The following is a 23,840-nucleotide window of genomic DNA, read 5'->3' on the forward strand; positions in this document are numbered from 1 at the left end:
ACCCGCCCATGACCGCGATCACTGACTTCACCGTGAAGACCGCCGACGGCACCGCGGCGTCGCTCGACCCCTATCGCGGCAAGGTGCTGCTGATCGTCAACACCGCCTCGAAATGCGGCTTCACTCCGCAATATGAGGGGCTCGAAGCGCTTCACCGGGACTATGCCGAGCGCGGGTTCGAGGTGCTGGCGTTTCCCTGCAACCAGTTCGGAGCGCAGGAACCGGGCGACGCGGCGGAGATCGCGAATTTCTGCACGCTGACCTACGACGTGACGTTCCCGGTGTTTGCGAAGGTCGACGTCAACGGGGCAGGGGCGGACCCGTTGTTCGAGCGCCTGAAGTCCGACGCGCCGGGCGTGCTAGGGTCGAAGGCGATCAAGTGGAACTTCACCAAGTTCCTGGTCGGGCGCGATGGCACCGTGGTCGACCGCTACGCCCCGACGACCAAGCCCGAGGACATCCGCAAGGATATCGAGACGCTGCTGTAACTCTCCGTCACCCCGGACTTGTTCCGGGGTCCACGGTGCCGCACATCAGCGGTTGCTGAGTTCGCGGAAGAGTGGATGCCGGAACGAGCCCGGCATGACGGAAATACTATGGTTCGCCGTCAGCAGAGTGTTCCCCCGCGAAGGCGGGGGCCCAGACTGGACTCCCGCCTTCGCGGGAGAACATTCTAGGCGGCTACCGAAAAAGCCGGCGCGCCCTTATTATGCGCCAGCGCCGAAGCAACCGAAGTCACCCCGCCAAACAAAAAGCTGATCCCCAGCACATACCCCGGCAACGTCAGCGCAGACCACGGCAGCGTCGCCAGCACGATCACCGCCAGCACGATGTTCACCACCCCCAGCGCGATCATCAGCCCCTTGCCCCGCCGAAACCGCGACCCAAGCCCAATCTCCAACACCCCACGAACCCCAAGCCACACCGCAATCAGCAACGTCAGCGATATCGCCCCCGTGGCCGGCTCGAACGCCATGATCAGCCCGATCACCAGCGATACCAGCCCAAACCCGATCGCATAACCGCGCCCCTCATGCCCCTTGCCGGCAAACCCCGACACGATCGACACGATCCCGGCAGCGATCAGAAACGCCCCGATCACCAACGTCGCAGCATAGGTCGCCGAAAACGGCGACGCGAACGCCATGATCCCAAGCACCACCGACAGCACGCCGTACGCCAGTATCCACCCCCAGCCAGCGCCCGCCCGAGGCGTTCCCGCCGCGGTGGTCTCAGTCTCAGCAAAGCGCCCGCGTGGATCGGTCATAAAAGATGCTCCCAGAAGTCTCCGCCGCAACGGCTCGTCGTGTCCGCGGTTCCGATCGGACTCATCCCGGCTGGTCGAATCACGCCGCAGCGCCTACCTCTGGTCGATGCATTCCGGTTACGTCCCCCTTCGCGTTTTCTCCTGCTACACCATGCTCGACGGCGCCATCGATCCCAAGGCGATCGCCAAGCAGGCGCGTGCGCTGGGCTTTCCCGCCGCCGCGCTCACCGACCGCAACGGGCTCTACGCCGCGATGGCCTATTCGGACGCCGCCAAGAAGGACGGCGTCCAGCCGATCATCGGCGTGATGCTGGGCGTAGGCCGCCCCGACATGCCCGACGGCATCGCCACGCAGTTCGACTGGCTCGCGCTCTACGCGCAGAACATGACCGGCTACGACAACCTCTGCGCGCTCGTCTCGATGGCGCATCTCGACCGCCCGATCGAGATGCCCGCGCACGTCGATTTCGCCGCGCTCGAACGCCACACCGAAGGCTTGATCGCCTTAACCGCAGGCGGCGAAGGCGGTCTCGCCCGCCTGTTCGCGGAAGGCCAGCCCGACCGCGCCCGCGCCTATCTCGATCGCCTGCAAGGCCTGTTCGGCGACCGCCTCTACATCGAGCTGTCCCGCCGCAACGACGCGGTCGAGATCGCCGCCGAAACCGACCTCATCGACATCGCCTACGAACGCAACCTGCCGCTGGTCGCGACCAACCCGTGCTGCTTCACCGAGAGCGCGTTCGGCGACGCGCACGACGCCATGCTCTGCATCGCGCATTCGACCTATGTCGAGACCGAGGACCGCATCCGCAGCTGCCCCGAGGCCTGGATGAAGCCCGCGCCGATGATGCACGAGATGTTCGCCGACATCCCCGAGGCGATCGCTAACACGCTCGTCGTCGCGCAGCGCTGCGCAGTGATGGCACCGTATCGGAAACCGATCCTCCCCAGCCTCGCCGGCGACATCGAGGGCGAGGCGAAGCTCCTCCGCGACGACGCTGAAGCCGGTCTCGAAGCGCGTCTCGCCCGCATTACCGCGCTCCACGGTGAGGGCGAAGACGGCTGGCGCGACGTCTACCGCAAGCGCCTCGCGTTCGAGGTCGACGTGATCGTCCAGATGGGCTTTCCCGGCTATTTCCTGATCGTCGCGGACTTCATCAAATGGGCGAAGGACCACGACATCCCGGTCGGCCCGGGCCGTGGTTCGGGCGCAGGCTCGGTCGTCGCCTGGTCGCTGACGATCACCGATCTCGATCCGATCAAATTGGGCCTGCTGTTCGAGCGTTTCCTCAACCCGGAACGCGTGTCGATGCCCGATTTCGACATCGATTTCTGCGAAACCCGCCGCGTCGAGGTGATCCGCTACGTCCAGGAGAAATACGGCCGCGATCAGGTCGCGCAGATCATCACCTTCGGAAAGCTGAAGGCGCGCGCGGTGCTCAAGGACACCGGCCGCGTGCTCCAGATGAGCTACGGCCACATCGATCGTCTCGCCAAGCTCGTGCCGAACCATCCGACCGACCCCTGGACGCTGGAGCGCGCGCTGAACGGCGTCGGCGAACTGGCGAAGGAATACGCCAACGACAACAGCGTGCGGAAGCTGCTCGATCTGGCGATGAAGCTGGAGGGCCTGCCGCGCCACTCGTCGACGCACGCCGCCGGCGTGGTGATCGGCGATCGGCCGCTCGCACAGCTCGTCCCGCTCTACCGCGATCCGCGCTCCGACATGCCCGTCACGCAGTTCGACATGAAATATGTCGAGGGCGCCGGCCTCGTGAAGTTCGATTTCCTCGGGCTCAAGACGCTGTCGGTGCTGCAAAAGGCGTTGCAGATGCTCGCCAAGCGCGGCGTGATCGTCGATCTCGATGCGCTCGAATGGGACGACGCCGGCGTCTACGCGCTGCTCCAGCGCGGCGACACGGTCGGGGTGTTCCAGCTAGAGTCGGAGGGTATGCGCCGCACGCTGTCGGCGGTCCGCCCGTCCAATTTTGGCGACATCATCGCGCTCGTGTCGCTCTACCGTCCGGGCCCGATGGACAACATCCCGTCTTTCGGCCGCCGCAAGAACGGCACCGAGGCGATCGACTACCCGCACCCGCTGCTCGAACCGATCCTCTCGGAGACCTACGGGATCTTCGTCTATCAGGAGCAGGTCATGCAGGCGGCCCAGGTGCTGGCGGGCTTCTCGCTCGGCGGCGCCGATCTGCTGCGCCGCGCGATGGGCAAGAAGGTGAAGGCCGAGATGGACGCGCAGCGCGCGGGCTTCGTCGAGGGCTGCCTGACGGTCAACGGCATCAAGAAGGCCGAGGCCAACGCGCTGTTCGACTTGATCGACAAGTTCGCCGGCTACGGCTTCAACAAGAGCCACGCCGCCGCCTATGCGCTGCTCGCGTACCAGACCGCGTGGCTAAAGGCGCACCACCCGCACGAATTCTTCGCCGCCTCGATGTGCTACGACCTCCACCAGACCGACAAGCTCGCGATCTTCACGGACGACATGCGCCGCCTGGGGATCACGTCGCTGCCGCCCTGCATCAACGCGAGCCAGGCCGAGTTCGACGTCGAGGTCCTGCCTGACGTTGAGGAGAACAATCTCGCCGTCCGCTACGCCCTCGGCGCACTCAAATCGGTAGGCGAAGGCGCGATGGAGAAGCTCATCGTCGAGCGCGTCCAGAACGGCCCGTTCGCCGGCCTCGACGATCTCGCCAAGCGCGTCGACCCGCGCCTGCTCAACAAGCGCCAGCTCGAGACGCTCGCCGCCGCCGGCGCCTTCGACTCGTTCGAGCCCAACCGCGCCGGCATCCACGCCACCGCCGAAACCATCCTCGCGATCGCCGCACGCACGCACGAACAGAAGACCAGCGGCCAGGGCGGCCTGTTCGGCGACGCGGAACCCGCCGGCGACGCGATCAAGCTCCCTCCCTCGGTCCGCTGGACGCTCAGCCAGCGCATGGACCAGGAGAAGGAGGCGTTCGGCTTCTATTTCTCCGCACACCCGGTCGATCGCCACCGCCACATCGCCAACAGCCACGGCGCCCGCGCCTACACCGCGCTGTCGGAGCTCAACATCCCCGACGACGGCAGCCGCGCCGGTGCGACGATGGCGGTGCTGGTCGAGGACGCGAAATACCGCACGTCCGCACGCGGCAAGCGCTTCATGATGGCGCAATGCTCGGACGCCAGCGGCCAGTTCATGGCGACCTGCTTCGACGAACAGGTCTCGAAGGATCTCGAAGACGCAGCAAAGGCCGGCGGTTGCGGCCTCATCACCGTCGAACTCGACCGCAAGCCCGGCGAGGACACGCCACGCGTCAGCATCAAGCGCATCCAGCCGTTCGAAAGCCTCGCCAATCTCGCGCGCTTCCAGGTGGTCGTGACGATCTCCGACATGGCCGCGTTCACCGGCCTCGCGTCCCTGCTCGCCGAGCATCGCGGCGCGCGCGGCGAGGTCCGAGTCCGCGCGCAACTCCCCGACGGCGAGGTCTGCATCCTGCTCGGCCGCGACTTCCTGCTCGACGGAGAGCTTGTCGAGCACATCGAGTCGTCGCACGGTGTGACGAAGGTCGAGCTGAAGACCTCGGAAACGAGGCTCGCTCTGGTCGGATAACAGCTTGGGAGAGCGCAAATGCTGGGTGGAATGCAGGATTTCGAACTTCGTGTTCCCCGCCTGATAGACCACGCGGCACGCGAACACGGCGCGAGGGAACTCGTCAGCTACTGGGCCGACGGTCGCGAGACGCGCACGAACTGGGCCGGGATCTCCCGCGACGCGCGCAAACTCGCCCAAGCTCTCGAAAAACTTGGCGTAGCCCCCGGCGACCGGGTCGCGACGCTCGCGATGAACCACGCGCACCACCTCGTCGCCTGGTACGGCACGATCGGCATGGGCGGCGTGATCCACACGATCAACCCGCGGCTGTTCGACGAACAGCTCGTCTACATCGCCAACCACGCCGAAGACCGCGTGATGCTCTACGACAAGGCATTCTCGGCCGTGGTCGATCGCCTGCGCGAGCAATGGCCCAGCATCCGACATTACGTGTGCTTCGACGATCTCGGCCCCGACGGTTTCCAGGCGATGCTCGACGCGGAAGATGGCGATTACGAGTGGGTCGAAGGCCCCGAGCGCGATCCGTGCATGCTCTGCTACACCAGCGGCACCACCGGCAACCCGAAGGGCGTCCTCTACACACATCGCTCGACGATGATCCATGCGATGGCCGAGGTCGCGCCGTGGGTGTTCGATCTCTCCCCCAACGCGGTCGTGCTGCCGGTCGTGCCGATGTTCCACGCCGCTGCCTGGGGCCTGCCGTTCGCCTGCGCGCTGTCGGGGGCGAAAGTGGTCTATTCCGCGGTCAACGATCCCGCCGTGCTGTGCCGCCTGATGAACGACGAGAAGGTGACGCACTCCGCCGGCGTCCCGACCGTCTGGCTCGCGATGTTCGGCCACATGGAGGCATCCGGCGACGCGCCTCGCCATCTGAAGCAGGTGACGATCGGCGGCTCGGCAGCCCCCCGCGCGATGATCGAGCGCATCATGGGCATGGGCGCCACCGTCAAGCACCTCTGGGGCATGACGGAAACCTCGCCGATCGGCACCGCCGGCTTCGCGCCGCCACACTGGGACGACATGACGCACGACGAAAAGCTCGACCTCGTCGGCAAGCAGGGCAGCGTCCCCTTCGGCATAGAACTCCGCATCATCGACGACGAAGGCGTGGTCCTGGCGCGCGACGGCAAGGTCGCAGGCCGCCTCCAAGTCCGCGGCCCCTGGGTAGTCCAACGCTATTTCGGCGCCGACGAGGATGCGGTTGACGTTGAAGGCTGGTTCGACACCGGCGACGTCGCGATGCTCCACGCCGACGGCACCATGCAGATCACCGACCGCTCGAAGGACGTCATCAAGTCCGGCGGCGAATGGATCAGCTCGGTCGACCTGGAGAACGCAGCGGTCGGCTGCCCGGGAGTCGCGGAAGCGGCGGCGATCGGAATCTATCACCCCAAATGGGACGAACGGCCGCTACTCCTGGTCGTCCGCAAACCCGGTAGCACGGTCGACGAACCGGCAATCCTCGATCACTTGGCAAAGCACGTCGCCAAATGGTGGCTCCCCGACGCGATCGTCTTCGTCGACGACCTGCCACATACGGCGACGGGGAAGCTGCTCAAGACGGCCCTGCGCGAACGCTTCAAGGATTTCGCACTCGCCGCCGCCTGATTGATCGCTCAAGGCCGCGTTTGCGAGGCTGAATAAAGCGAGCCCCAAAGCGGCCCTCACGCCGCGCGAGGCGTCCGCTTGGCCTTCCGGATGCGAGGCTCGACCAGCATGTCGGCCGCCGCCTTGATCTCCTGCCGAAGCTCGTCGCGCTTCTCGTGGATCGACGCGATCACCGGACCCATCGCCACGCCGAGATCGACCAGCACCGCCTCCGCCAGTTGCAGCGAACTCTCCAGCGTCTCCGGCACCGCATCGGTCACGCCTGCGCGGTACAGTTCGGCGGCATGCGCGGTATCACGCGCGCGCGCGACGATCGGCAGATCCGGCGCCAACGCCCGCACCCTTCGCGCAAGCCGCACGGTCAGCACCGGATCGTCCATCGTCAGGATCAGCGCCTTGGCGGTATGCAGCTTCAGCCTATCAACCAGTTCCGCCCGCGCGACGTCGCCGAACAGCACCGGATGCCCCTGCGCCCGCGCGGCTTCGACCGAATCAATATCCGCCTCGACCGCGACGTATTTCTGTCCGTGAACCGCGAGCATGTCCGCGACCATGCGTCCCACCCGGCCGAAGCCGATGACGACCGTCCCGGGTCCGTCGTCGTCGATCTCGATATCGCCCGCGTCGGCGACTGATCGGCTCTCGATCTGGCGCGAGACCTTCCGGCCGAGCTTGGCAAGCAATGGCGTGATCGTCAGGCCGATCGCAGTGACGGTCTGCCAGAACGATGCGGTGGAGGGCATGATCAACTGCGCTTGAGCAGCAGTCGCCAGGACGATCAGCGTGGTTTCCGACGGGCTGCCCATGAGGAGCCCCGTCTCAGCGGCAACACCGCGCCGTGAGTTGGCGACGCGCAGGAACAGGAAGGTCACGATCGCCTTGGTCGCCACCACGCCTGTCACCGCGAGCAGGAGCGACGGCCAGTTCTGTCCGATCAGCCGGAGGTCGAGGCTCATGCCGACGGTAATCAGGAACACGCCGAGCGCGAGGCCCTTGAACGGCGCGGTGATGACCTCGACTTCGCTGTGATACTCGGTCTCGGCGATCAGCAGCCCGGCCAGCAACGCGCCGACGATCGGCGACAGTCCGGCAGCGGTGGTCGCTACGCTCGCGACGATCACCACCAGAAGCGATGCCGCGAGGAAGAGTTCGGGGCTCTTGGTCCGCGCTGCCTGTCCGAACAGGCGGGGCAGGACGACACGCCCGCCAATATACATCGCGACCACGGTCAGCCCCCCGCGCAAGGCGACGCCGGCGATGTTCGACCAACCGTCCGCGCTCGCGGTCGGTGCCAACGCGCCAAGGACGAAGATGATCGGCACGAGCGCCAGATCCTCGAACAGCAGCATCGCGAACGCACCACGGCCGACTGCACCGGTGGTGCCGACGAGCGGAAGGACCAGCGCGGTCGAGGAGAGCGCGAGTGCGAACCCGAGCCCGATCGCGCCGGCCCATTCCTGGCCGATAAAGTGCAGGGCCACGCCGATGATCAGCGCCGAGCCGATCAGTTCGGCGGCGCCGGTGCCGAACACCAGCCGCTTCATCGACCACAAGCGCTTGAACGACAGCTCCAGGCCGATCGAGAACAGCAGCAGGATGATCCCGAACTCCGCGAAAGGCTCGATCGATTCCGGGTTGGAGATGGTGAGGTAATAGAGCCACGGCGCGGACCCGGTCAGCGAGCCGAGCCCTGCGGGGCCAACCAGCAGGCCGACCAGGATGAAGCCGATGACCGGACTTACCCGGAACCGCGCGAACGCGGGAATGACGAGCCCGGCCGCGCCGAGAATGACCAGCGCGTCGCTGAAACCTTGATTGTCGAGCCGTAATGCCATGCCTGCGACCTTAGGGGACGCATGACGGATTTGTCAGGAAGAAATACTGCGCCGTGCATCGACGGGTCGTTCTGGAGCCGCGGTGGAATGCCGACCGCGCGAATCCAAGGCAACCGGAAGGCCGTGCGCGATACGGTCCGCTAGGAAAGGCATCCAGTCACCCCGGATTAGTTCGGTGCTTATCCCGCTCCGGCATGTACCCATCGTCATCCCCGCGGAGGCGGGGACCCAGATGCTCATACGGTGGAGACCATTCCCCGAAGCTTGCCAGTATGGTTTCCCGCCTGCGCGGGAATGACGGCTACATGTTTGGATGGGATAAGTACCGACTAGTTCCGGGGTCCACGGTGCCGCGAATTCGATCCTGTCGATTCTGCGGCACGGTGGATGCCGGACCAAGGCTCTCCTGAGCTCGTCGAAGGGCCCGGCATGACGGAGGGACGAGGGCGGGGCCATCCTCTCGAAAGAGATGGCCGCCGCCCCTCAGGCCAAGCTTACGCCCAGTTGCCCATTTCGGTTTCGAGGTTCGACCGCACCTGTTCGAAGAACTGCTCGGTGGTCATCCAGGGCTGGTCGGGGCCGATCAGGATCGCGAGATCCTTGGTCATGTGGCCGTCTTCCACCGTCTTGATGCAGACGCGCTCGAGCGTCTCGGCGAACTTCGTGACGTCGGGCGTGTCGTCGAACTTGCCACGATACTTCAGGCCACCGGTCCATGCGAAGATCGACGCGATCGGGTTGGTCGAGGTCGCCTTGCCCTGCTCGTGCATGCGGAAGTGACGCGTGACGGTGCCGTGCGCCGCCTCGGCCTCGACGGTCTTGCCATCCGGGGTCAGCAGGATCGAGGTCATCAGGCCGAGCGAGCCGAACCCTTGCGCGACCTGATCCGACTGAACGTCGCCGTCATAGTTCTTGCAGGCCCAGACGAACTCGCCGTTCCACTTGAGCGCCGATGCGACCATGTCGTCGATCAGGCGATGCTCGTAGACGATGTTCGCTTCCTTGAACTTGTCCTTGAACTCGGCCTCGAAAATCTCGGCGAACAGATCCTTGAAGCGGCCGTCATAGGCCTTGAGGATGGTGTTCTTGGTCGACAGGTACACCGGCCACTTCAGGTTGAGGCCGTAATGCATCGATGCGCGCGCGAAATCGCGGATCGAATCGTCGAGATTGTACATCGCCATCGCGACGCCTGCCGACGGGAACTGGAACACCTCGCGGTCGATGACCGTGCCGTCATCGCCTTCGAACACGAGGCGCAGCTTGCCGGGGCCGGGGACCAGATAGTCGGTCGCGCGGTACTGGTCGCCGAACGCGTGACGGCCGACGACGATCGGGTGCGTCCAGCCCGGGATCAGGCGGGGGACGTTCTTGATCACGATCGGCTCGCGGAAGATGGTGCCGCCGAGGATGTTGCGGATCGTGCCGTTCGGCGACTTCCACATCTTCTTCAGGCCGAACTCGGTCACGCGCTGCTCGTCGGGCGTGATCGTCGCGCACTTCACCGCGACGCCGTGCTTCTGCGTGGCGAGCGCGCTGTCGATCGTGACTTGGTCGTCGGTCGCGTCGCGATGCTCGACGCCGAGGTCGTAATAATCGAGCTGGATGTCGAGATACGGCTTGATCAGGCGCTCGCGAATCCATTCCCAGATGATCCGCGTCATCTCGTCGCCGTCGATCTCAACGATCGGGTTCTTTACCTTGATCTTCGCCATGTCCGGGTCCTTCGGGGGAGGGGTTTGGGGAGCGTCTAGGGGACCGCGCCGTGGCGATCAACCGTTGGGCAACGACTGGACAACCATATGGTCCAATAAGGAAAAGCCGGTTCATCGTTGTATCGCGCGTCAGGCACGGATAGACCCGCAGGTTATGGCATCGCTCGACAAGCCGCCCGTCACGACCTCCACGGTCAAATGGCGATTTCCCGCAGTCCATCCGGAGGGGCACAAATACGTCGCGATCGCGACCGGCATCACGCTGTTGCTGACGATCGTCAGCCATGTGCTGTTCTGGCCGATGGTCGGCGTCGTGATCTGGGTCGCGACGTTCTTCCGCGATCCGATCCGCACGACTCCGCAGGGTGCTGGCTTGATCGTCGCGCCCGCCGACGGCCTGATCACGATGATCCAGCGCGTGCCGATCCCACGCGAACTCGCCGGCGAGAACGGTCTCGGCGACGCGCCGCTGGTGCGCGTGTCGATCTTCATGTCGGTGTTCGACGTGCACATCAATCGCACGCCGATAGCGGGCACGATCCGCCAGGTCGTCTATATCTCGGGCAAGTTCCTAAACGCCGACCTGGACAAGGCCAGCGACGAAAACGAACGCCAGCATTTTGTCGTTGAAGATCGCAACGGCCTACGAATAGGCTTCACGCAGATCGCGGGGCTCGTCGCACGTCGCATTCTCGGTTTTGTGAAGGCCGGCGATATGGTCGCGGTCGGTCAGCGCATCGGGCTGATTCGATTCGGTAGCCGCGTCGACGTGTACCTGCCCGATCACGTCGTACCGCAGGTGTGCCTCGGCCAGCGCAGCATCGCGGGCGAGACCGTGCTTGGTCGCGTCGGTGGCGTCCCGGTCGGTGGTATCGCCCAGTGATGGATCGCGACGGGATCGACGATGGTTCGACCGATTCGATCGAAGAGCGGGGCCGCGGGCGGTTCGGCCGCACACGTCGTGCACCGCGCGGACTTCCGTTGCGCGCCGTCGCACCTAACGCCGTTACGGCGCTCGCACTATGTTCAGGCCTGAGCGGCGTGCGGTTCGCGATCGGCGGGCAGTGGGAAAGCGCGGTCGCGATGATCATGGTCGCGGGCGTGCTCGATGGACTCGATGGCCGGATCGCCCGGATGCTGCACGGTGAAAGCCGGTTTGGTGCCGAGCTCGATTCGCTGTCCGATGCAATCTCGTTCGGCGTCGCGCCCGCTCTGATCGTATATCTATGGTCGCTGACCGCGTTGCCACGCGTCGGCTGGATCTGCTCGTTGATCCTTGCAGTTTTCTGCGCGCTGCGTCTCGCCCGCTTCAACGCCAAGATCGACGAGAGCCATCAGCCGCACAAATCGGCCGGCTTTCTCACCGGCGTCCCGGCGCCCGCCGGTGCCGGTCTGGCCCTAATGCCGATGTTCTTCTGGTTCTGGACCGACGAGCCGAAATTCGCGTCGCCGTATTTCGTGGCGCCGTGGGTCGCGTTCGTTGCGCTGCTGATGGTGTCGAGTATCGCAACCTATTCGTGGAGTTCGGTCAAACTCCGCAGCAATATCCGGTTCGAGGCCATAGCGCTTGTCGTGCTGCTCGGCGCCGCGATGGTGAGCGCGCCGTGGCATACGCTCAGCATCGTCTGCGTGTTGTACCTGATCTCGATGCCGTTCAGCATCGCGAGCTACGCCAAGATCAGGCGGCAGCGTTCCAGCGGCGGGCGGGTGCCGGAGCCGATGCCGAAGCCCAGCGCCTGACGGCGATCCGGCGCTCCGCAACGGCAAGCGTGCGGAGTGGCTGGAACGCCGGTTCTACGTTGCCCATCGCGAGGCGGACGATACGGTTCCACTGCGGCGCGATCGACGAGACGATCATCATGCCCGCGACCGCGAACGCACCAGCAAAAACCATGAAGCTCAGAACCAACATCACGTCCGCCTTCCTATGAGTTGCGAACAAATCACTAATGTCCGCAAACACTTGGTCAGAAACATCGTTCCATTCGTCGCATTTCGAATCCCGTCCTACCGAGGTGATTCTGCGCCGAGTCGAACATCTGTTCCCCTCTGAACCCTTTATGTTCTCATTGCGTTCCGTGAGTCAAGCGCGGCGTTGAGGATTGCTTTTCGGCAAACGCCCGGTTAAGGGCCGCGCCTCTAACCCCGCATGGGAGGCATCATAGCCCGGTGCGTCACGGTCATTCGGCCACGACGTCATCCGCTTCCCAGAGGCACAACCGGAAGGATATATCCCTATGGCGGCTCCAGTCGTCTCCATGCAGCAGCTCATCGAAACGGGCGCGCATTTCGGCCACCAGACTCATCGGTGGAACCCCAAGATGAAGCCTTACATCTTCGGTGATCGTAACGGCGTCCACATTCTCGACCTTTCGCAGACCGTGCCGCTGTTCGCGCGCGCGCTCGAATTCGTCTCGTCGGCTGTTGCCGGCGGCGGCAAGGTCCTGTTCGTCGGCACCAAGCGCCAGGCGCAGGAGCCCGTCGCAGACGCAGCACGTCGTTCGGGCCAGCACTTCGTCAACCATCGCTGGTTGGGCGGCATGCTCACCAACTGGAAGACCATCTCGGGTTCGATCAAGCGTCTCAAGACGCTCGAGGAAATGCTGTCGGGCGACACCGTCGGCCTGACCAAGAAGGAAGTGCTTCAGCTCACCCGCGAGAAGGACAAGCTCGAGCTTTCGCTCGGCGGCATCCGCGACATGGGCGGCATTCCTGACGTGATGTTCGTGATCGACGCGAACAAGGAAGAGCTGGCGATCAAGGAAGCCAACACGCTGGGTATTCCCGTCGTCGCGATCCTCGATTCGAACGTGTCGCCGGACGGCATTGCCTTCCCGGTTCCCGCGAACGACGACGCAGCCCGCGCCATCCGCTTGTACTGCGAGGCGATCGCTATCGCAGCGACGCGCGGCGGCCAGGAGCAGCAGCGCCGCACCGGTGCCGACATCGGCGCGATGATCGAGCCGCCGAAGGAAGAGGCACTGAGCGCAGATCCCGTCGTCGAGGCTTCCGCCGACACGACCGAAGCTGCTGCGAACGCCGATATCGCTGCCGAGCTGGCAGCCGAGGGTGAGCGCCAGATCGACGCATAAGCGTCGTCGCCGAACCGTCATGCGGGCGGGGTAGGGCGAAAGCTCTGCCTCGCCCGCAACTACATTCAGACCTAAAAAGGACTAAAGATATGGCCGATATCACGGCAGCGATGGTCAAGACTTTGCGCGAGAAGAGCGGCGCGGGCATGATGGATTGCAAGAAGGCGCTTAGCGAGACGTCGGGCGACATGGATCAGGCGATGGATTGGCTGCGCACCAAGGGCCTCGCCGCCGCCGCCAAGAAGTCCAGCCGCACCGCGGCCGAGGGCCTGGTCGGCGTCGCCGTGTCGGGCACCAAGGGTGCCGCGGTCGAAGTGAACTCCGAGACTGATTTCGTCGCCAAGAACGAGCAGTTCCAGTCGTTCGTCCGTGACGTGACGCAGATCGCGCTCGCAACTGGCGGCGACGTCGATGCGCTGAAGACGCAGGCGATGCCATCGGGCAAGACCGTCGAGGAAGTCCTGACGAACAACGTCGCCACGATCGGCGAGAACCAGTCGCTGCGCCGTTCGCGCACGCTGGAAGTCAGCAAGGGTGCGGTCGTTCCGTACATCCACAACGCAGCCGCTCCCGGCCTCGGCAAGATCGGCGTGCTCGTCGCGCTCGAGTCGGAGGCTTCGGACGAGGTTCTCCAGACGCTCGGCAAGCAGCTCGCGATGCACATCGCAGCGGCATTCCCGAAGGCGCTGAACGAAGCCGACCTGGACGAGTCCGAGATCGAGCGTGAGCGCGCGATCGCGACCGAGAAGGCCGCCGAGTCGGGCAAGCCTGCCGACATCATTGCGAAAATGGTCGAGGGCGGGATCGCCAAGTACCGCAAGGAGCATGCCCTGGTCAGCCAGCTGTTCGTGATGGACGGCAAGACCAAGATCTCCGACGTCGTCGCCAAGGCCGGCAAGGATGCAGGGACCGAGATCAAGCTGGTGGACTATGTCCGCTTCCAGCTCGGCGAGGGCATCGAGAAGGAGCAGTCCGACTTCGCAGCCGAGGTTGCTGCTGCTTCGGGCGTGCCCCAGGCGTAAGCCGACTTTGCCCTCGCCCCTCGGGGAGAGGGCATTGGAGATCGAGCGCTCGCTAAATGTCCTCCGTCATGCCGGACTTGTTCCGGCATCCACGGTTCCGCAAACCGCCGGTCGGTGATTACGCGGAACGGTGGGCCCCGGAACAAGTCCGGGGTGACGGAGTGAGTTTGGCGGGCGTTTTCTCTTACCGGGAGGCTGGTTTGGAAAATGGGGGCGAGGTCGCGAACCTCACGCCCCCTCATCCGGCCCTACCGGGCCACCTTCTCCCCGAGGGGAGAAGGACCAACTACCCCTCTCCCATCGGGGAGAGGGGCTAGCTTGCGCAGCAAGCGCGGGGTGAGGGCAAGGTTTGAACCTTTCCGTCGCCCTACCCCTTCCGGCATGCAAACGCTCGCCCACCCTTCCAACGGGAGAGGGATTTGGCGGTCCTCCTTCGACCAGAGGAAGGAATACCCCGGCGGGACCGGGTTGTGTGCAAATCGCCCGCCGCCTAAGGTCCGCGCCGCCCCGCCAATCAATATTCGAGATTTATGACGCCTCCGCGCTACAAACGTATCCTGCTGAAACTGTCGGGCGAAGTCCTGATGGGACCGTCGGGTCTTTCGATCGATCCGACCGTCACCGCGCGCGTCGCGCAGGAGATCGCGGACATCAAAGCCAAGGGCTATGAGATCTGCATCGTCGTCGGCGGGGGCAATATCTTCCGCGGCATGGCGGGCGCGGCGCGCGGCATGGACCGCGCGACCGGCGACTACATGGGCATGCTGGCGACCGTGATGAACGCGCTCGCCGTGCAGAACGCGCTGGAGCAGATCGGCGTCGATACGCGCGTCCAGTCGGCGATTCCGATGGCGTCGGTGTGCGAACCGTTCATCCGCCGCCGTGCCGAGCGTCACCTTGAGAAGGGCCGCGTCGTGATCTTCGCGGCAGGCGTCGGCAGCCCCTATTTCACCACCGATTCGGGCGCCGCGTTGCGTGCCGCCGAGATGAAGTGCGACGCGCTGTTCAAGGGTACTTCGGTCGACGGTGTCTACAACGCCGATCCGAAGACGCACCCGGACGCGGTGCGCTACGAAACGGTGTCGTACAGCCGCGTGCTGTCCGACGACCTCAAGGTCATGGACGCGAGCGCGATCGCGCTGTGCCGTGACAACAACATCCCGATCGTCGTCTTCAACATCCGCGAACCCGGCAATCTCGCCGCGGTGTTGGCGGGTGATGGCGTGTCGACGATCGTCCAGAACGAGCAGGAGCTTTAAGATGGCTGCATACGACAAGATCGACCTCGAACGCCGCATGGCGGGTGCCGTCGAAGCGCTGAAGGGCGATCTCGCCGGCCTGCGTACGGGCCGCGCGTCGACCGCGCTGCTCGATCCGGTGATGGTGACCGTGTACGGATCGTCGATGCCGCTGAACCAGGTCGCGACCGTATCGGCACCCGAGCCCCGGATGCTGTCGGTGCAGGTCTGGGACAAGTCGAACGTCGGGCCAACCGACAAGGCGATCCGCTCGGCGGGTCTCGGCCTCAACCCGATCGTCGACGGCCAGACGCTGCGCCTGCCGATCCCGGATCTGACCGAGGAGCGCCGCAAGGAGCTCGCCAAGCTGGCGGGCCAGTATGCCGAGAAGGCGCGGATCGCAGTGCGTAACGTCCGTCGCGACGGGATGGATTCGCTGAAGATCGACGAGAAGAAGGGCGTGTTCAGCGAGGACGAGCGCAAGCGTCACGAGACCGAAGTCCAGAAGCTGACCGATGGCGTCGTCGCCGAACTGGATGCGACTGCGACCGCCAAGGAAAAGGAAATCCTGGGCAAGTGAGATTGCAGGCCACCTCGGCCGCGCCACTTGCTGCCGTTCCTGCGGGCGGCGCGGTGCCGCGTCATGTCGCGATCATCATGGACGGCAATGGCCGCTGGGCGAAGAAGCGGTTCCTGCCGCGCTTCGCCGGGCACAAGGCCGGCGTCGAGGCGGTGCGCAAGGTGACGCGCGCGGCGCGGGCGATGGGGATCGAGGCGTTGACGCTGTACGCGTTCTCGTCGGAGAACTGGCGGCGTCCAGCCGAGGAGGTCAGCGACCTGATGGGGTTGATGCGGCATTTCATCCGCAGCGACCTCGACGAACTCGCACGCGAGGACGTCCGTCTGCGCGTGATCGGCGATTATCACAGCTTCTCGCCCGATCTGGTCGCGATGGTCGACGATGCGATCGCGCGGACGGCGGGGAATACCGGCCCGATCCTGGCGATCGCGCTGAATTACGGCGCGCATGCCGAACTAGTGACTGCCGCGCGGCGACTGGCGGAGCGGGCGCGTGATGGTGCTCTGGACCCCGCGGATATCGACGTTGCGACGATCGAGGCGGAACTCGACACGCATGACCTGCCGCCGCTGGACCTGATGATCCGGACGTCGGGCGAGCAGCGTCTGTCGAACTTCCTGTTGTGGCAGGCGGCGTATGCCGAATTGCTGTTCGTCGATACGCTCTGGCCCGACTTCGATGCGGCCGCGCTGGCCGATGCGGTTGCTGCGTTCGGCCAGCGGCAGCGCCGCTACGGTGGCCTGTGAGTCTTGTGTTTCCTCGCGAACGCGGGGGGCAAGGAGCCGGGAGCGTCAGCGTGCGTGACCCTGGACCTCTGCTTTCGCGGGGGAACGGCTTAAGGTTTGGAGTGGCTTCTTGACGACACTGCCAGACCCCGCGAACGCGCCGGACCAGGCGTTGCGTACGCCGTCCAATTTGCAGCTCCGGATCATCGCCAGCGTCGGAATGATCGCGGTGGCAAGCGTCGCGCTCACGCTCGGCGGGATCGCGTTCTGGGTGCTCGGTGTGGTCGCCGCGCTGTTCATGATGGCGGAATGGTCGACGCTGCACGGCGTCGATGCCAAGACCAAGCGCATGGCACAGTTCGCGCTGTCGGTGCCGCTCGCGCTGATGGCGCCGGCGTCGCTGATCCTGGTGATCCATGATTTCTTCACGCTGGGGCTGCTCGCGGGGGCTGCGTTCTTCGTCGTCATCACGACCCGAAAGCCACCCGTGGCGCTGGGCGTTATCTATTGCGGACTCCCCGTCTTCGCGCTGATGATCATTCGGCGGCAGGACGAGGGCATCCTCTTTACGCTGTGGGCGCTGTCGCTGGTGTGGGCGTGCGATATCGGCGCGTTCTTTACCGGGCGGACGCTGGGCGGGCCGAAGCTCGCGCCGGTGATCAGCCCCAACAAGACGTGGTCGGGGCTGATCGGTGGCGTCGTGCTCGCGAGTGCGGTCGCGGCGGTTCTGCACACGCAATACGGCCTGCCGATGCGGATGACGCTGGCGACGCCGGTGCTCGCCGTGCTCGCGCAGTTGGGCGATCTTTACGAGAGCTGGTTGAAGCGCGTGGCGGGTGTGAAGGATAGCGGCAACATCCTGCCGGGGCATGGCGGCGTGATGGACCGGCTCGATGGCCTGGTTCCGGTCGCGCCGGTCGCGGCGTTCCTCGTCCTGTTGCCGCATTTCTACTGATGAAGAGCATTACGATTCTGGGGGCGACCGGTTCGGTCGGCACCTCGACGCTCGACCTTGTCGAGCGTGAGCCCGACCGTTTCCGGGTCGTCGCGCTGACCGCGAATTGCGACGTGACGAAGCTCGCCGCTGCCGCGATCCGGACCCGAGCCGAATTCGCCGTCGTTGCGGACGAAGGGTGTCTTCCGGAACTTCGCGAGGCACTGGCCGGCACGGGAATCCGTGCGGGCGGCGGTGCCGACGCGATCGCCGAGGCGGCAGCGTCGGGTGCCGACTGGACGATGGGGGCGATCGTAGGTTGCGCGGGGCTGAAGCCGGTAATGGCGGCGATCGAGCAGGGCGGTACCGTCGTGATCGCCAACAAGGAACCGCTGGTCTCCGCCGGCGACGTCATCCTGGCCGCTGCGGCAAGGACCGGCGCGACGCTGTTGCCGGCGGATTCCGAACACAACGCGATCTTCCAGTGCTTCGACGCGACGCGGCCGGAGCGCGTGCGGCGGATCATCCTGACGTGCAGCGGCGGGCCGTTCCGCGACTGGACAACCGAGCAGATGCGCGGCGTGACACTCGAACAGGCGGTGAAGCATCCGAACTGGTCGATGGGTGCGAAGATCTCAGTCGATTCGGCGACCTGCATGAACAAGGGGCTCGAACTTATCGAGGCCGCGCGGCTGTTCCCGATTGCGCACGATCGGATCGAGATCGTCATCCATCCGCAATCGGTGGTCCACAGCCTCGTCGATTATGTTGATGGGTCGGTTCTCGCGCAGCTCGGTCCGCCCGACATGCGGACACCGATCGCGCATACGCTCGCCTGGCCGGACCGGATGGCGACGCCGATGGCCCCGCTGGACTTGGTCGCGATCGGTCGACTCGACTTCGAGGCACCCGATCCGGTCCGCTTCCCCGCGCTGCGGTTGGCGCGCGAGGCGCTCGACGCAGGCGGCGCGCGGCCGGCAATTCTCAATGCTGCCAACGAGGTAGCGGTCGAGGCATTTCTTCAGCGCCGCATCGGCTTCCTCGAAATTGCCGCAATCGTCGAACATACGTTATCGTGTTATGACCCGGCCGCACCGGACAGCGTCGATGCCGTGCTGGCGATCGACGCCGAAGCGCGGATATTGGCGGGCGAGCGTGTGAAGGCCGGTCGGTGAAGGCCGGCAATTGAAGGATTGCGCGGTTTGATCGAAACACCCGGTATCCTGTTGACCGTCCTGTCGTTCGCGCTGGTGATCGGGCCGCTCGTGTTCGTGCACGAGATGGGACATTATCTCGCGGGGCGCTATTTCGGGATCAAGGCGGATGCCTTTGCGATCGGCTTCGGTCGCGAGATCGCCGGTTTCACGGACAAGCGCGGTACCCGCTGGAAGTTCGGCTGGCTGCCGCTGGGCGGCTATGTGAAGTTCGCGGGCGACATGAACCCGGCGAGCCAGCCCTCGGCGGAATGGCTGTCGCTGCCTGCTGATGAGCGTCAGCGCACCTTCCAGTCGAAGCCGGTATGGCAACGCGCGATCGTCGTCGCAGCAGGCCCCGTCATTAATTTCGTCGTTGCGATCCTGATCCTTGCCGGTTTTGCGTTTGCGTATGGCGACGTCCGCATGCCCGCGATCGTTGGTGGGACGGTACCGGGCAGCGCCGCCGCAACGGCCGGTCTGCAAGTGGGCGATCGGATCACGGCGATCGGCGGACGTTCGGTCGAGACATTCGACGATCTCGCCCGCTTTGCCCGTATCCGGGCGGGCGAGAGCACGCGAATCGACGCGGTACGCGGCGCCCAGACGGTGTCGCGCGCTCTGGTGATCGGCACCGAATTGCAGCGCGATCGCTTCGGCAACGAATACCGGATCGGCCGCCTCGGCATCGCCGGCGCCAAGCCGGTCATCGTCCCTGTGAGCCTGATCGAGGCGCCCGTCGTCGCGGTGAAACGCACGGGTCAGATCGTGTCGATGATGGTCGAGACGCTGGGGCAGGTTATCACCGGCCGTCGATCGGTGAAGGAACTTGGCGGACCGCTGAGCATCGCCAAGGTGTCGGGCGAGCAGATGTCGCTCGGGCTGGATGCCTATGTGTTTCTGATCGCGCTGGTTTCGATCAATCTGGGGTTCATCAACCTGCTGCCAGTGCCGATGCTGGATGGCGGTCACCTGTTCTTCTATGCGATCGAAGCGGTGCGCAGGCGCCCGGTCGAGCCGCAGGTTCAAGAATGGGCGTTCCGTGGTGGCCTCGCGGCAATTCTCGCGCTGATGTTGCTGGTGACCTTCAACGATCTCGGCAATTTCGGGCTCTGGAAGAACTTGGCCGGCTTGATCGGCTGACGACGATAGGGCAGGGCGGGCGCGCCTTGTATGTGCACGTTTTTAAGGTGGGTTTGGTGACAGCGATCAACGGTTACGATTTCGCGCGTAAGGGCGCCCTGCTGCTTGCAGGTACGATCCTGTCGGGCGTTCCCGCGCTGGCGCAGACCGCGCCGGCTACTCCCACTGCCGTCCGCGATCCGCTCAGCGGAGCGGCTAATGCTGTAACGCCCACTGCGGCTCCGGTATCCGTCCGCACGATCAAAACTTTGCGAGTCGAAGGTTCGCAACGGATCGAGCCCGAGACGGTGCTGTCGTACACGAAGCTGCGAGTCGGCGTTCCGTACACGGCAGAGACGCTCGATCAGGCACTGAAGGATCTTCAGGCCAGCGACCTGTTCGCCGATTATTCGATCGCAGGCGTCGAGAGTGGCAATATCGTCCTTCGCGTGCGCGAGAATCCGATCATCAACCGGGTGATCATCGAGGGCAACAAGGCGCTGAAGAGCGACAAGATCACGAAAGAGATCAAGCTCGCGCCGCGCCAGATCTTCACGCGCACCGCGGTTCGCCAGGATATCGGCCGGATCATCGAGCTGTATCGCCGCCAGGGCCGGTTCGCCGCCGTGGTCGATCCGAAGATGGTCAATCTCGACCAGAACCGGGTCGACGTTGTGTTCGAGGTCAGCGAAGGGCCAAAATCGAAGGTCCGCCAGATCAACGTCCTCGGCAACGAAGTGTTCTCCGACGATCAGATCCGCGGCCAGATGGCAACCAAGCAGGCACGCCTGTTCCGCCTGCTCTCGTCGGCCACCAGCTACGATCAGGACCGCCTGTCCTACGATCAGCAGAAGCTCCGCCAGTTCTATCTGACGCAGGGCTATGCCGATTTCCGCGTGACGTCTGCCGTCGCCGAGCTGACGCCGGACAAGAAGGACTTCATCATCACGTACGTGGTGGAGGAGGGCAAACGCTACAAGTTCGGCGACGTCACCGTCGACAGCCAGATCCGCGACTTCGACAACACCAAGCTCGCCGCCTCGCTGCCGCTCAAGAAGGACGACTGGTACAACGCCAAGCTGGTCGAGGATTCGGTCGACAACCTCAGCCAGACCGCAGGCCTTTTCGGCTATGCGTTCACCGAGGTGAACCCGGAGTTCGCCAAGGACTCTGAAACGCTGACGATGGGGATTAATTTCAACATCGCCGAAGCCAAGCGGACCTATGTCGAGCGGATCGAGATCAACGGCAACACGCAGACGCAGGACAAGGTCGTGCGGCGCGAGATCCGTCTGGCCGAGGGCGATGCGTTCAACAGCTTCCAGGTGAAGCGTTCGCAGGATCGCATCAACTCGCTGGGGTATTTCCAGGACAAGATGGAGATCAAGCAGTTGCCGGGTTCGGCGCCTGATCGCGTCATCCTCGAGACCAACCTCGAAGAGAAGTCGACCGGCGAGCTTCAGCTGTCGGCAGGCTATTCGAGCCTCGAGCGCTTCATCATCCAGGCGAACATCACGCAGCGCAACTTCCGCGGCAAGGGCCAGGAACTGCGCGCCGGCGTCAACTATTCGAGCTATTCGAAGTCGATCGAGCTGGGCTTTACCGAGCCGTATCTGTTCGACAAGAACATCGCGGTCGGCGGCGACATCTTCCGCCGCGATTACAACTCGTTCAGCTTCAACGGCAACGATCGTCAGACCAACTATTCGCAGGTCTCGACCGGCTTCCAGCTTCGTGCCGGTGTGCCGCTCACCGAGTTCTGGTCGTTGTCGGCGCGCTATGGCCTTTCGTACGATGAAGTCAGTCTCGACAACCAGTTCCTGAATGCCGACGGCTCTTGCAACTTCCTGGCAGCAGGGCGCTATCTTTGCGAGGCGATCGGCAACCGGTGGACGTCATCGGTCGGCTATTCGCTGATCCGCGATACGTTGAACAGCCGCCTGCGGCCGACCGCCGGTTCGCGCTTCTCGTTCAGCCAGGATTTTGCCGGTCTCGGCGGCGACGTCAAATATATCCGGACACGTTTCGAAGGTTCGAAATACGCCAATCTCGGCAGCGGCTTTATCGGTTCTATCATTGCGGAAGGTGGCTATATCCATCCGCTTGAAAGCAGCCGCGGTCCCGGTATCGATCCGGTCCGGATTACCGACCGCTTCTATCTCGGCGAACCGCAGTTCCGTGGTTTCGACATCCGCGGTGTCGGACCCCGCGTTTTGCGGGCCCAGTATATCAATAACGCAGACGGCACGCAGACCGTCCAGACCTCGCGCGACCAGATCCAGGACGATGCGCTCGGCGGTCGCGCCTATTATCTGGCGCGTGCGGAAATCGAGATCCCGTTGGGTTCGGGCGCGCGCGAGTTGGGCCTGCGTCCGTCGATCTACGCTCAGGTGGGCAGCCTATTCGGCATCAAGAGGCCGTTGCCGACCGCGGAGTTCCCGTTCACGCTCGATAAAAACGGAAACCCGGTTTATCAGCCGCTTCCTGCGCGGGATGCAGCAAACAACATTCTCTATAACAACGTGTTTACGCCGGCAGGACAAACGACGCCGACGACTCGTCAGACGACGTGTCAGGTCGGATATTCGGCAACGCCTGGCGCAGCATGCGTCGGTGGCGAGACCAACACCGCAATACCGGGTATCTCGCCGTTCCAGGAAACGTTCCTCGGCAACTCGGCCAGCCCACGTCTTTCGGTTGGTATCGGCGTGAACTGGAACTCGCCGTTCGGCCCGCTCCGCATCGATCTCGCCAAGGCTCTGCTCACGCAGAAGGGCGACGACCCCAAGCTTATTACTTTCAACGTAGGGACACAGTTCTGATGACGACGTTCAAGACGCTTCTCCTCGCCGCAGCGCTCGTTGCGCCTGCCGCCATGACCGCGACCGCTGCCGATGCACAGGTTTCGGGCATCGCCGTCGCCGACGCGCAGGGTGCGATCGCCAATTCGAAGGCCTGGAACGCCGCGCGCGCCCAGATCGAGACGACTTACAAGGCACAGCTCGACCAGGCCGAGACGCGCCGCCAGGCCGTCGCGCGTGAGCTTCAGCCGCTGGTGACTGCATTCCAGACCGCGCAGCGCGCGCCGGGCGCGACCGAAGCGACGCTGCGTCCGCAGGCTCAGGCGATCCAGACGCGTGAGAATGCCGCCAACCAGGAACTCGCTCGCCTGACGCAGCCCGCCCAGCGCGCGCAGCAATACGCGATCGAGCAGATCCAGGCGAAGCTCAGCGACGCCGTGACGGCAGCGGTCCGCGCAAAGAACGTCAGCCTGTTGCTGCGCCCCGAGGCCGCGCTGTTCGCTCAGCCGACCGCCGACATCACTGCGGCGATCACGACCGAGCTCGATCGCCTCGTGCCGACCGTCAGCACGGCCGTGCCGGCAAACTGGCAGCCGAACCAGCAGGGTGGCCAGCAGCAGGGTGCCGCGCCGGCTCCAGCCGGTCGTGCGCCTGCCGCAACGCGCACGCCGCAGGGTCGCTAAGGTCAGCTTGTGACCGAAACGGTGACTGAAACGGCGAAGGCCGGTCCTGATAAAACCGGGATGGGCCCGCTCGATATCGGGCGCGTCATGGCTGCGCTGCCGCATCGCTATCCGATGCTGCTGGTCGACCGTGTCGAGGATCTGATCCTCGACACCTCGATCACCGCGATCAAGGCGGTGTCGATGAACGAGCAGTTCTTCCAGGGGCATTTCCCTGAGCGTCCGATCATGCCGGGCGTGCTGATCGTCGAGGCGATGGCGCAGGCGGCGGGGATTCTTGCCGTCGAGTCGCTGGGGCTCGCAGGGTCGGGCAAGCTCGTCTATTTCATGGCGATCGACGGTGCGAAGTTCCGCAAGCCGGTCGAGCCGGGCGTGTTGCTCAAGCTCGACGTGACGTTCGTCCAGAAGCGCAGTT

At 64.6% G+C, this 23,840-nt stretch carries 20 protein-coding genes (1 of these 20 only partly in view); 16 read left to right on the forward strand and 4 right to left on the reverse strand.

The genetic code is table 11. The features are described from left to right. Positions 1 to 8: 8 nt before the first annotated feature. Positions 9 to 488, forward strand: a complete 480-nt coding sequence (locus tag AC1MLZ_RS15240; RefSeq protein WP_480959212.1) for a glutathione peroxidase — start codon at positions 9 to 11, stop codon at positions 486 to 488. A gap of 185 nt (positions 489 to 673) precedes the next feature. Here the strand turns inward: AC1MLZ_RS15240 and AC1MLZ_RS15245 are convergent, their stop codons facing one another. Then, positions 674 to 1,267: an HdeD family acid-resistance protein gene (locus tag AC1MLZ_RS15245; RefSeq protein ID WP_480959213.1), complete on the reverse strand. Its 594-nt coding sequence runs from the start codon at positions 1,265 to 1,267 to the stop codon at positions 674 to 676. A 151-nt stretch (positions 1,268 to 1,418) separates the two neighbouring features. Here AC1MLZ_RS15245 and dnaE point away from each other — a divergent pair, with 151 nt between their 5' ends. Both dnaE and AC1MLZ_RS15255 read left to right on the forward strand, forming a co-directional pair. Next, the gene (gene dnaE, locus AC1MLZ_RS15250; protein ID WP_480959214.1) at positions 1,419 to 4,874 is read left to right on the forward strand and encodes a DNA polymerase III subunit alpha; all 3,456 of its coding nucleotides are present in this window, start codon (positions 1,419 to 1,421) and stop codon (positions 4,872 to 4,874) included. A gap of 18 nt (positions 4,875 to 4,892) precedes the next feature. Then, a complete protein-coding gene (locus tag AC1MLZ_RS15255; protein ID WP_480959215.1) occupies positions 4,893 to 6,485 on the forward strand; it encodes a long-chain fatty acid--CoA ligase in 1,593 nt (530 codons plus the stop codon). Positions 6,486 to 6,541: 56 nt separating this feature from the next. Here AC1MLZ_RS15255 and AC1MLZ_RS15260 read toward each other — a convergent pair whose 3' ends face one another. Then, positions 6,542 to 8,320, reverse strand: coding sequence for a cation:proton antiporter domain-containing protein (locus AC1MLZ_RS15260; RefSeq protein ID WP_480959216.1), 1,779 nt, complete (start codon positions 8,318 to 8,320; stop codon positions 6,542 to 6,544). Positions 8,321 to 8,814: 494 nt separating this feature from the next. Further along, positions 8,815 to 10,035, reverse strand: coding sequence for an NADP-dependent isocitrate dehydrogenase (locus tag AC1MLZ_RS15265; RefSeq protein WP_480959217.1), 1,221 nt, complete (start codon positions 10,033 to 10,035; stop codon positions 8,815 to 8,817). A 154-nt stretch (positions 10,036 to 10,189) separates the two neighbouring features. Between AC1MLZ_RS15265 and AC1MLZ_RS15270 the strand changes: the two genes are divergently transcribed. Then, a complete protein-coding gene (locus AC1MLZ_RS15270) occupies positions 10,190 to 10,918 on the forward strand; it encodes a phosphatidylserine decarboxylase (RefSeq protein WP_480959218.1) in 729 nt (242 codons plus the stop codon). Further along, entirely contained in the window at positions 10,918 to 11,775 is an 858-nt protein-coding gene (locus AC1MLZ_RS15275) for a CDP-alcohol phosphatidyltransferase family protein (protein ID WP_480959219.1), read from the forward strand. Before AC1MLZ_RS15270 ends, AC1MLZ_RS15275 begins: the two co-directional genes overlap by 1 nt. On the opposite strand, the gene AC1MLZ_RS15280 is transcribed toward AC1MLZ_RS15275, so the two are convergent. Continuing rightward, positions 11,714 to 11,947 carry a hypothetical protein gene (locus AC1MLZ_RS15280; protein WP_480961577.1) on the reverse strand — a complete coding sequence of 78 codons (234 nt, stop codon included), beginning with the start codon at positions 11,945 to 11,947 and terminating at the stop codon, positions 11,714 to 11,716. The two genes, AC1MLZ_RS15275 and AC1MLZ_RS15280, sit on opposite strands and share 62 nt — an antisense overlap. A gap of 325 nt (positions 11,948 to 12,272) precedes the next feature. On the opposite strand from AC1MLZ_RS15280, the gene rpsB reads away from it, so the two are divergent. From rpsB to fabZ, 11 genes are all read left to right on the forward strand, one after another. After that, positions 12,273 to 13,127 carry a 30S ribosomal protein S2 gene (rpsB, locus tag AC1MLZ_RS15285; protein ID WP_107954782.1) on the forward strand — a complete coding sequence of 285 codons (855 nt, stop codon included), beginning with the start codon at positions 12,273 to 12,275 and terminating at the stop codon, positions 13,125 to 13,127. An 89-nt stretch (positions 13,128 to 13,216) separates the two neighbouring features. Continuing rightward, complete coding sequence (gene tsf, locus AC1MLZ_RS15290) at positions 13,217 to 14,149, forward strand: translation elongation factor Ts (protein WP_480959220.1); 933 nt, start codon at positions 13,217 to 13,219, stop codon at positions 14,147 to 14,149. Positions 14,150 to 14,679: 530 nt separating this feature from the next. Next, positions 14,680 to 15,408: a UMP kinase gene (gene pyrH / locus AC1MLZ_RS15295; protein WP_480959221.1), complete on the forward strand. Its 729-nt coding sequence runs from the start codon at positions 14,680 to 14,682 to the stop codon at positions 15,406 to 15,408. A gap of 1 nt (position 15,409) precedes the next feature. Further along, the gene (frr, locus tag AC1MLZ_RS15300) at positions 15,410 to 15,967 is read left to right on the forward strand and encodes a ribosome recycling factor (RefSeq protein ID WP_480959222.1); all 558 of its coding nucleotides are present in this window, start codon (positions 15,410 to 15,412) and stop codon (positions 15,965 to 15,967) included. 77 nt (positions 15,968 to 16,044) lie between these two features. Continuing rightward, positions 16,045 to 16,713, forward strand: coding sequence for an isoprenyl transferase (locus tag AC1MLZ_RS15305; protein ID WP_480961578.1), 669 nt, complete (start codon positions 16,045 to 16,047; stop codon positions 16,711 to 16,713). A 199-nt stretch (positions 16,714 to 16,912) separates the two neighbouring features. After that, positions 16,913 to 17,647 carry a phosphatidate cytidylyltransferase gene (locus AC1MLZ_RS15310; RefSeq protein ID WP_480961579.1) on the forward strand — a complete coding sequence of 245 codons (735 nt, stop codon included), beginning with the start codon at positions 16,913 to 16,915 and terminating at the stop codon, positions 17,645 to 17,647. Continuing rightward, positions 17,647 to 18,801, forward strand: a complete 1,155-nt coding sequence (locus AC1MLZ_RS15315; RefSeq protein WP_480959223.1) for a 1-deoxy-D-xylulose-5-phosphate reductoisomerase — start codon at positions 17,647 to 17,649, stop codon at positions 18,799 to 18,801. The genes AC1MLZ_RS15310 and AC1MLZ_RS15315 overlap by 1 nt, the downstream gene beginning before the upstream one ends. A 27-nt stretch (positions 18,802 to 18,828) precedes the next feature. Next, entirely contained in the window at positions 18,829 to 19,962 is a 1,134-nt protein-coding gene (gene rseP, locus AC1MLZ_RS15320; protein ID WP_480959224.1) for an RIP metalloprotease RseP, read from the forward strand. A gap of 53 nt (positions 19,963 to 20,015) precedes the next feature. Continuing rightward, the gene (gene bamA, locus AC1MLZ_RS15325; RefSeq protein ID WP_480961580.1) at positions 20,016 to 22,763 is read left to right on the forward strand and encodes an outer membrane protein assembly factor BamA; all 2,748 of its coding nucleotides are present in this window, start codon (positions 20,016 to 20,018) and stop codon (positions 22,761 to 22,763) included. After that, positions 22,763 to 23,425: an OmpH family outer membrane protein gene (locus tag AC1MLZ_RS15330; protein ID WP_176501225.1), complete on the forward strand. Its 663-nt coding sequence runs from the start codon at positions 22,763 to 22,765 to the stop codon at positions 23,423 to 23,425. Before bamA ends, AC1MLZ_RS15330 begins: the two co-directional genes overlap by 1 nt. Positions 23,426 to 23,485: 60 nt before the next feature. Further along, on the forward strand, positions 23,486 to 23,840 hold the 5' portion of the coding sequence (fabZ, locus tag AC1MLZ_RS15335; protein WP_480959225.1) for a 3-hydroxyacyl-ACP dehydratase FabZ. The gene runs 95 nt beyond the window's last position; the window shows 355 of its 450 coding nt (coding positions 1–355); its start codon is at positions 23,486 to 23,488; the stop codon falls past the right edge of the window.

The sequence above is a fragment of the Sphingomonas sp. PEI4 genome (assembly GCF_056679955.1).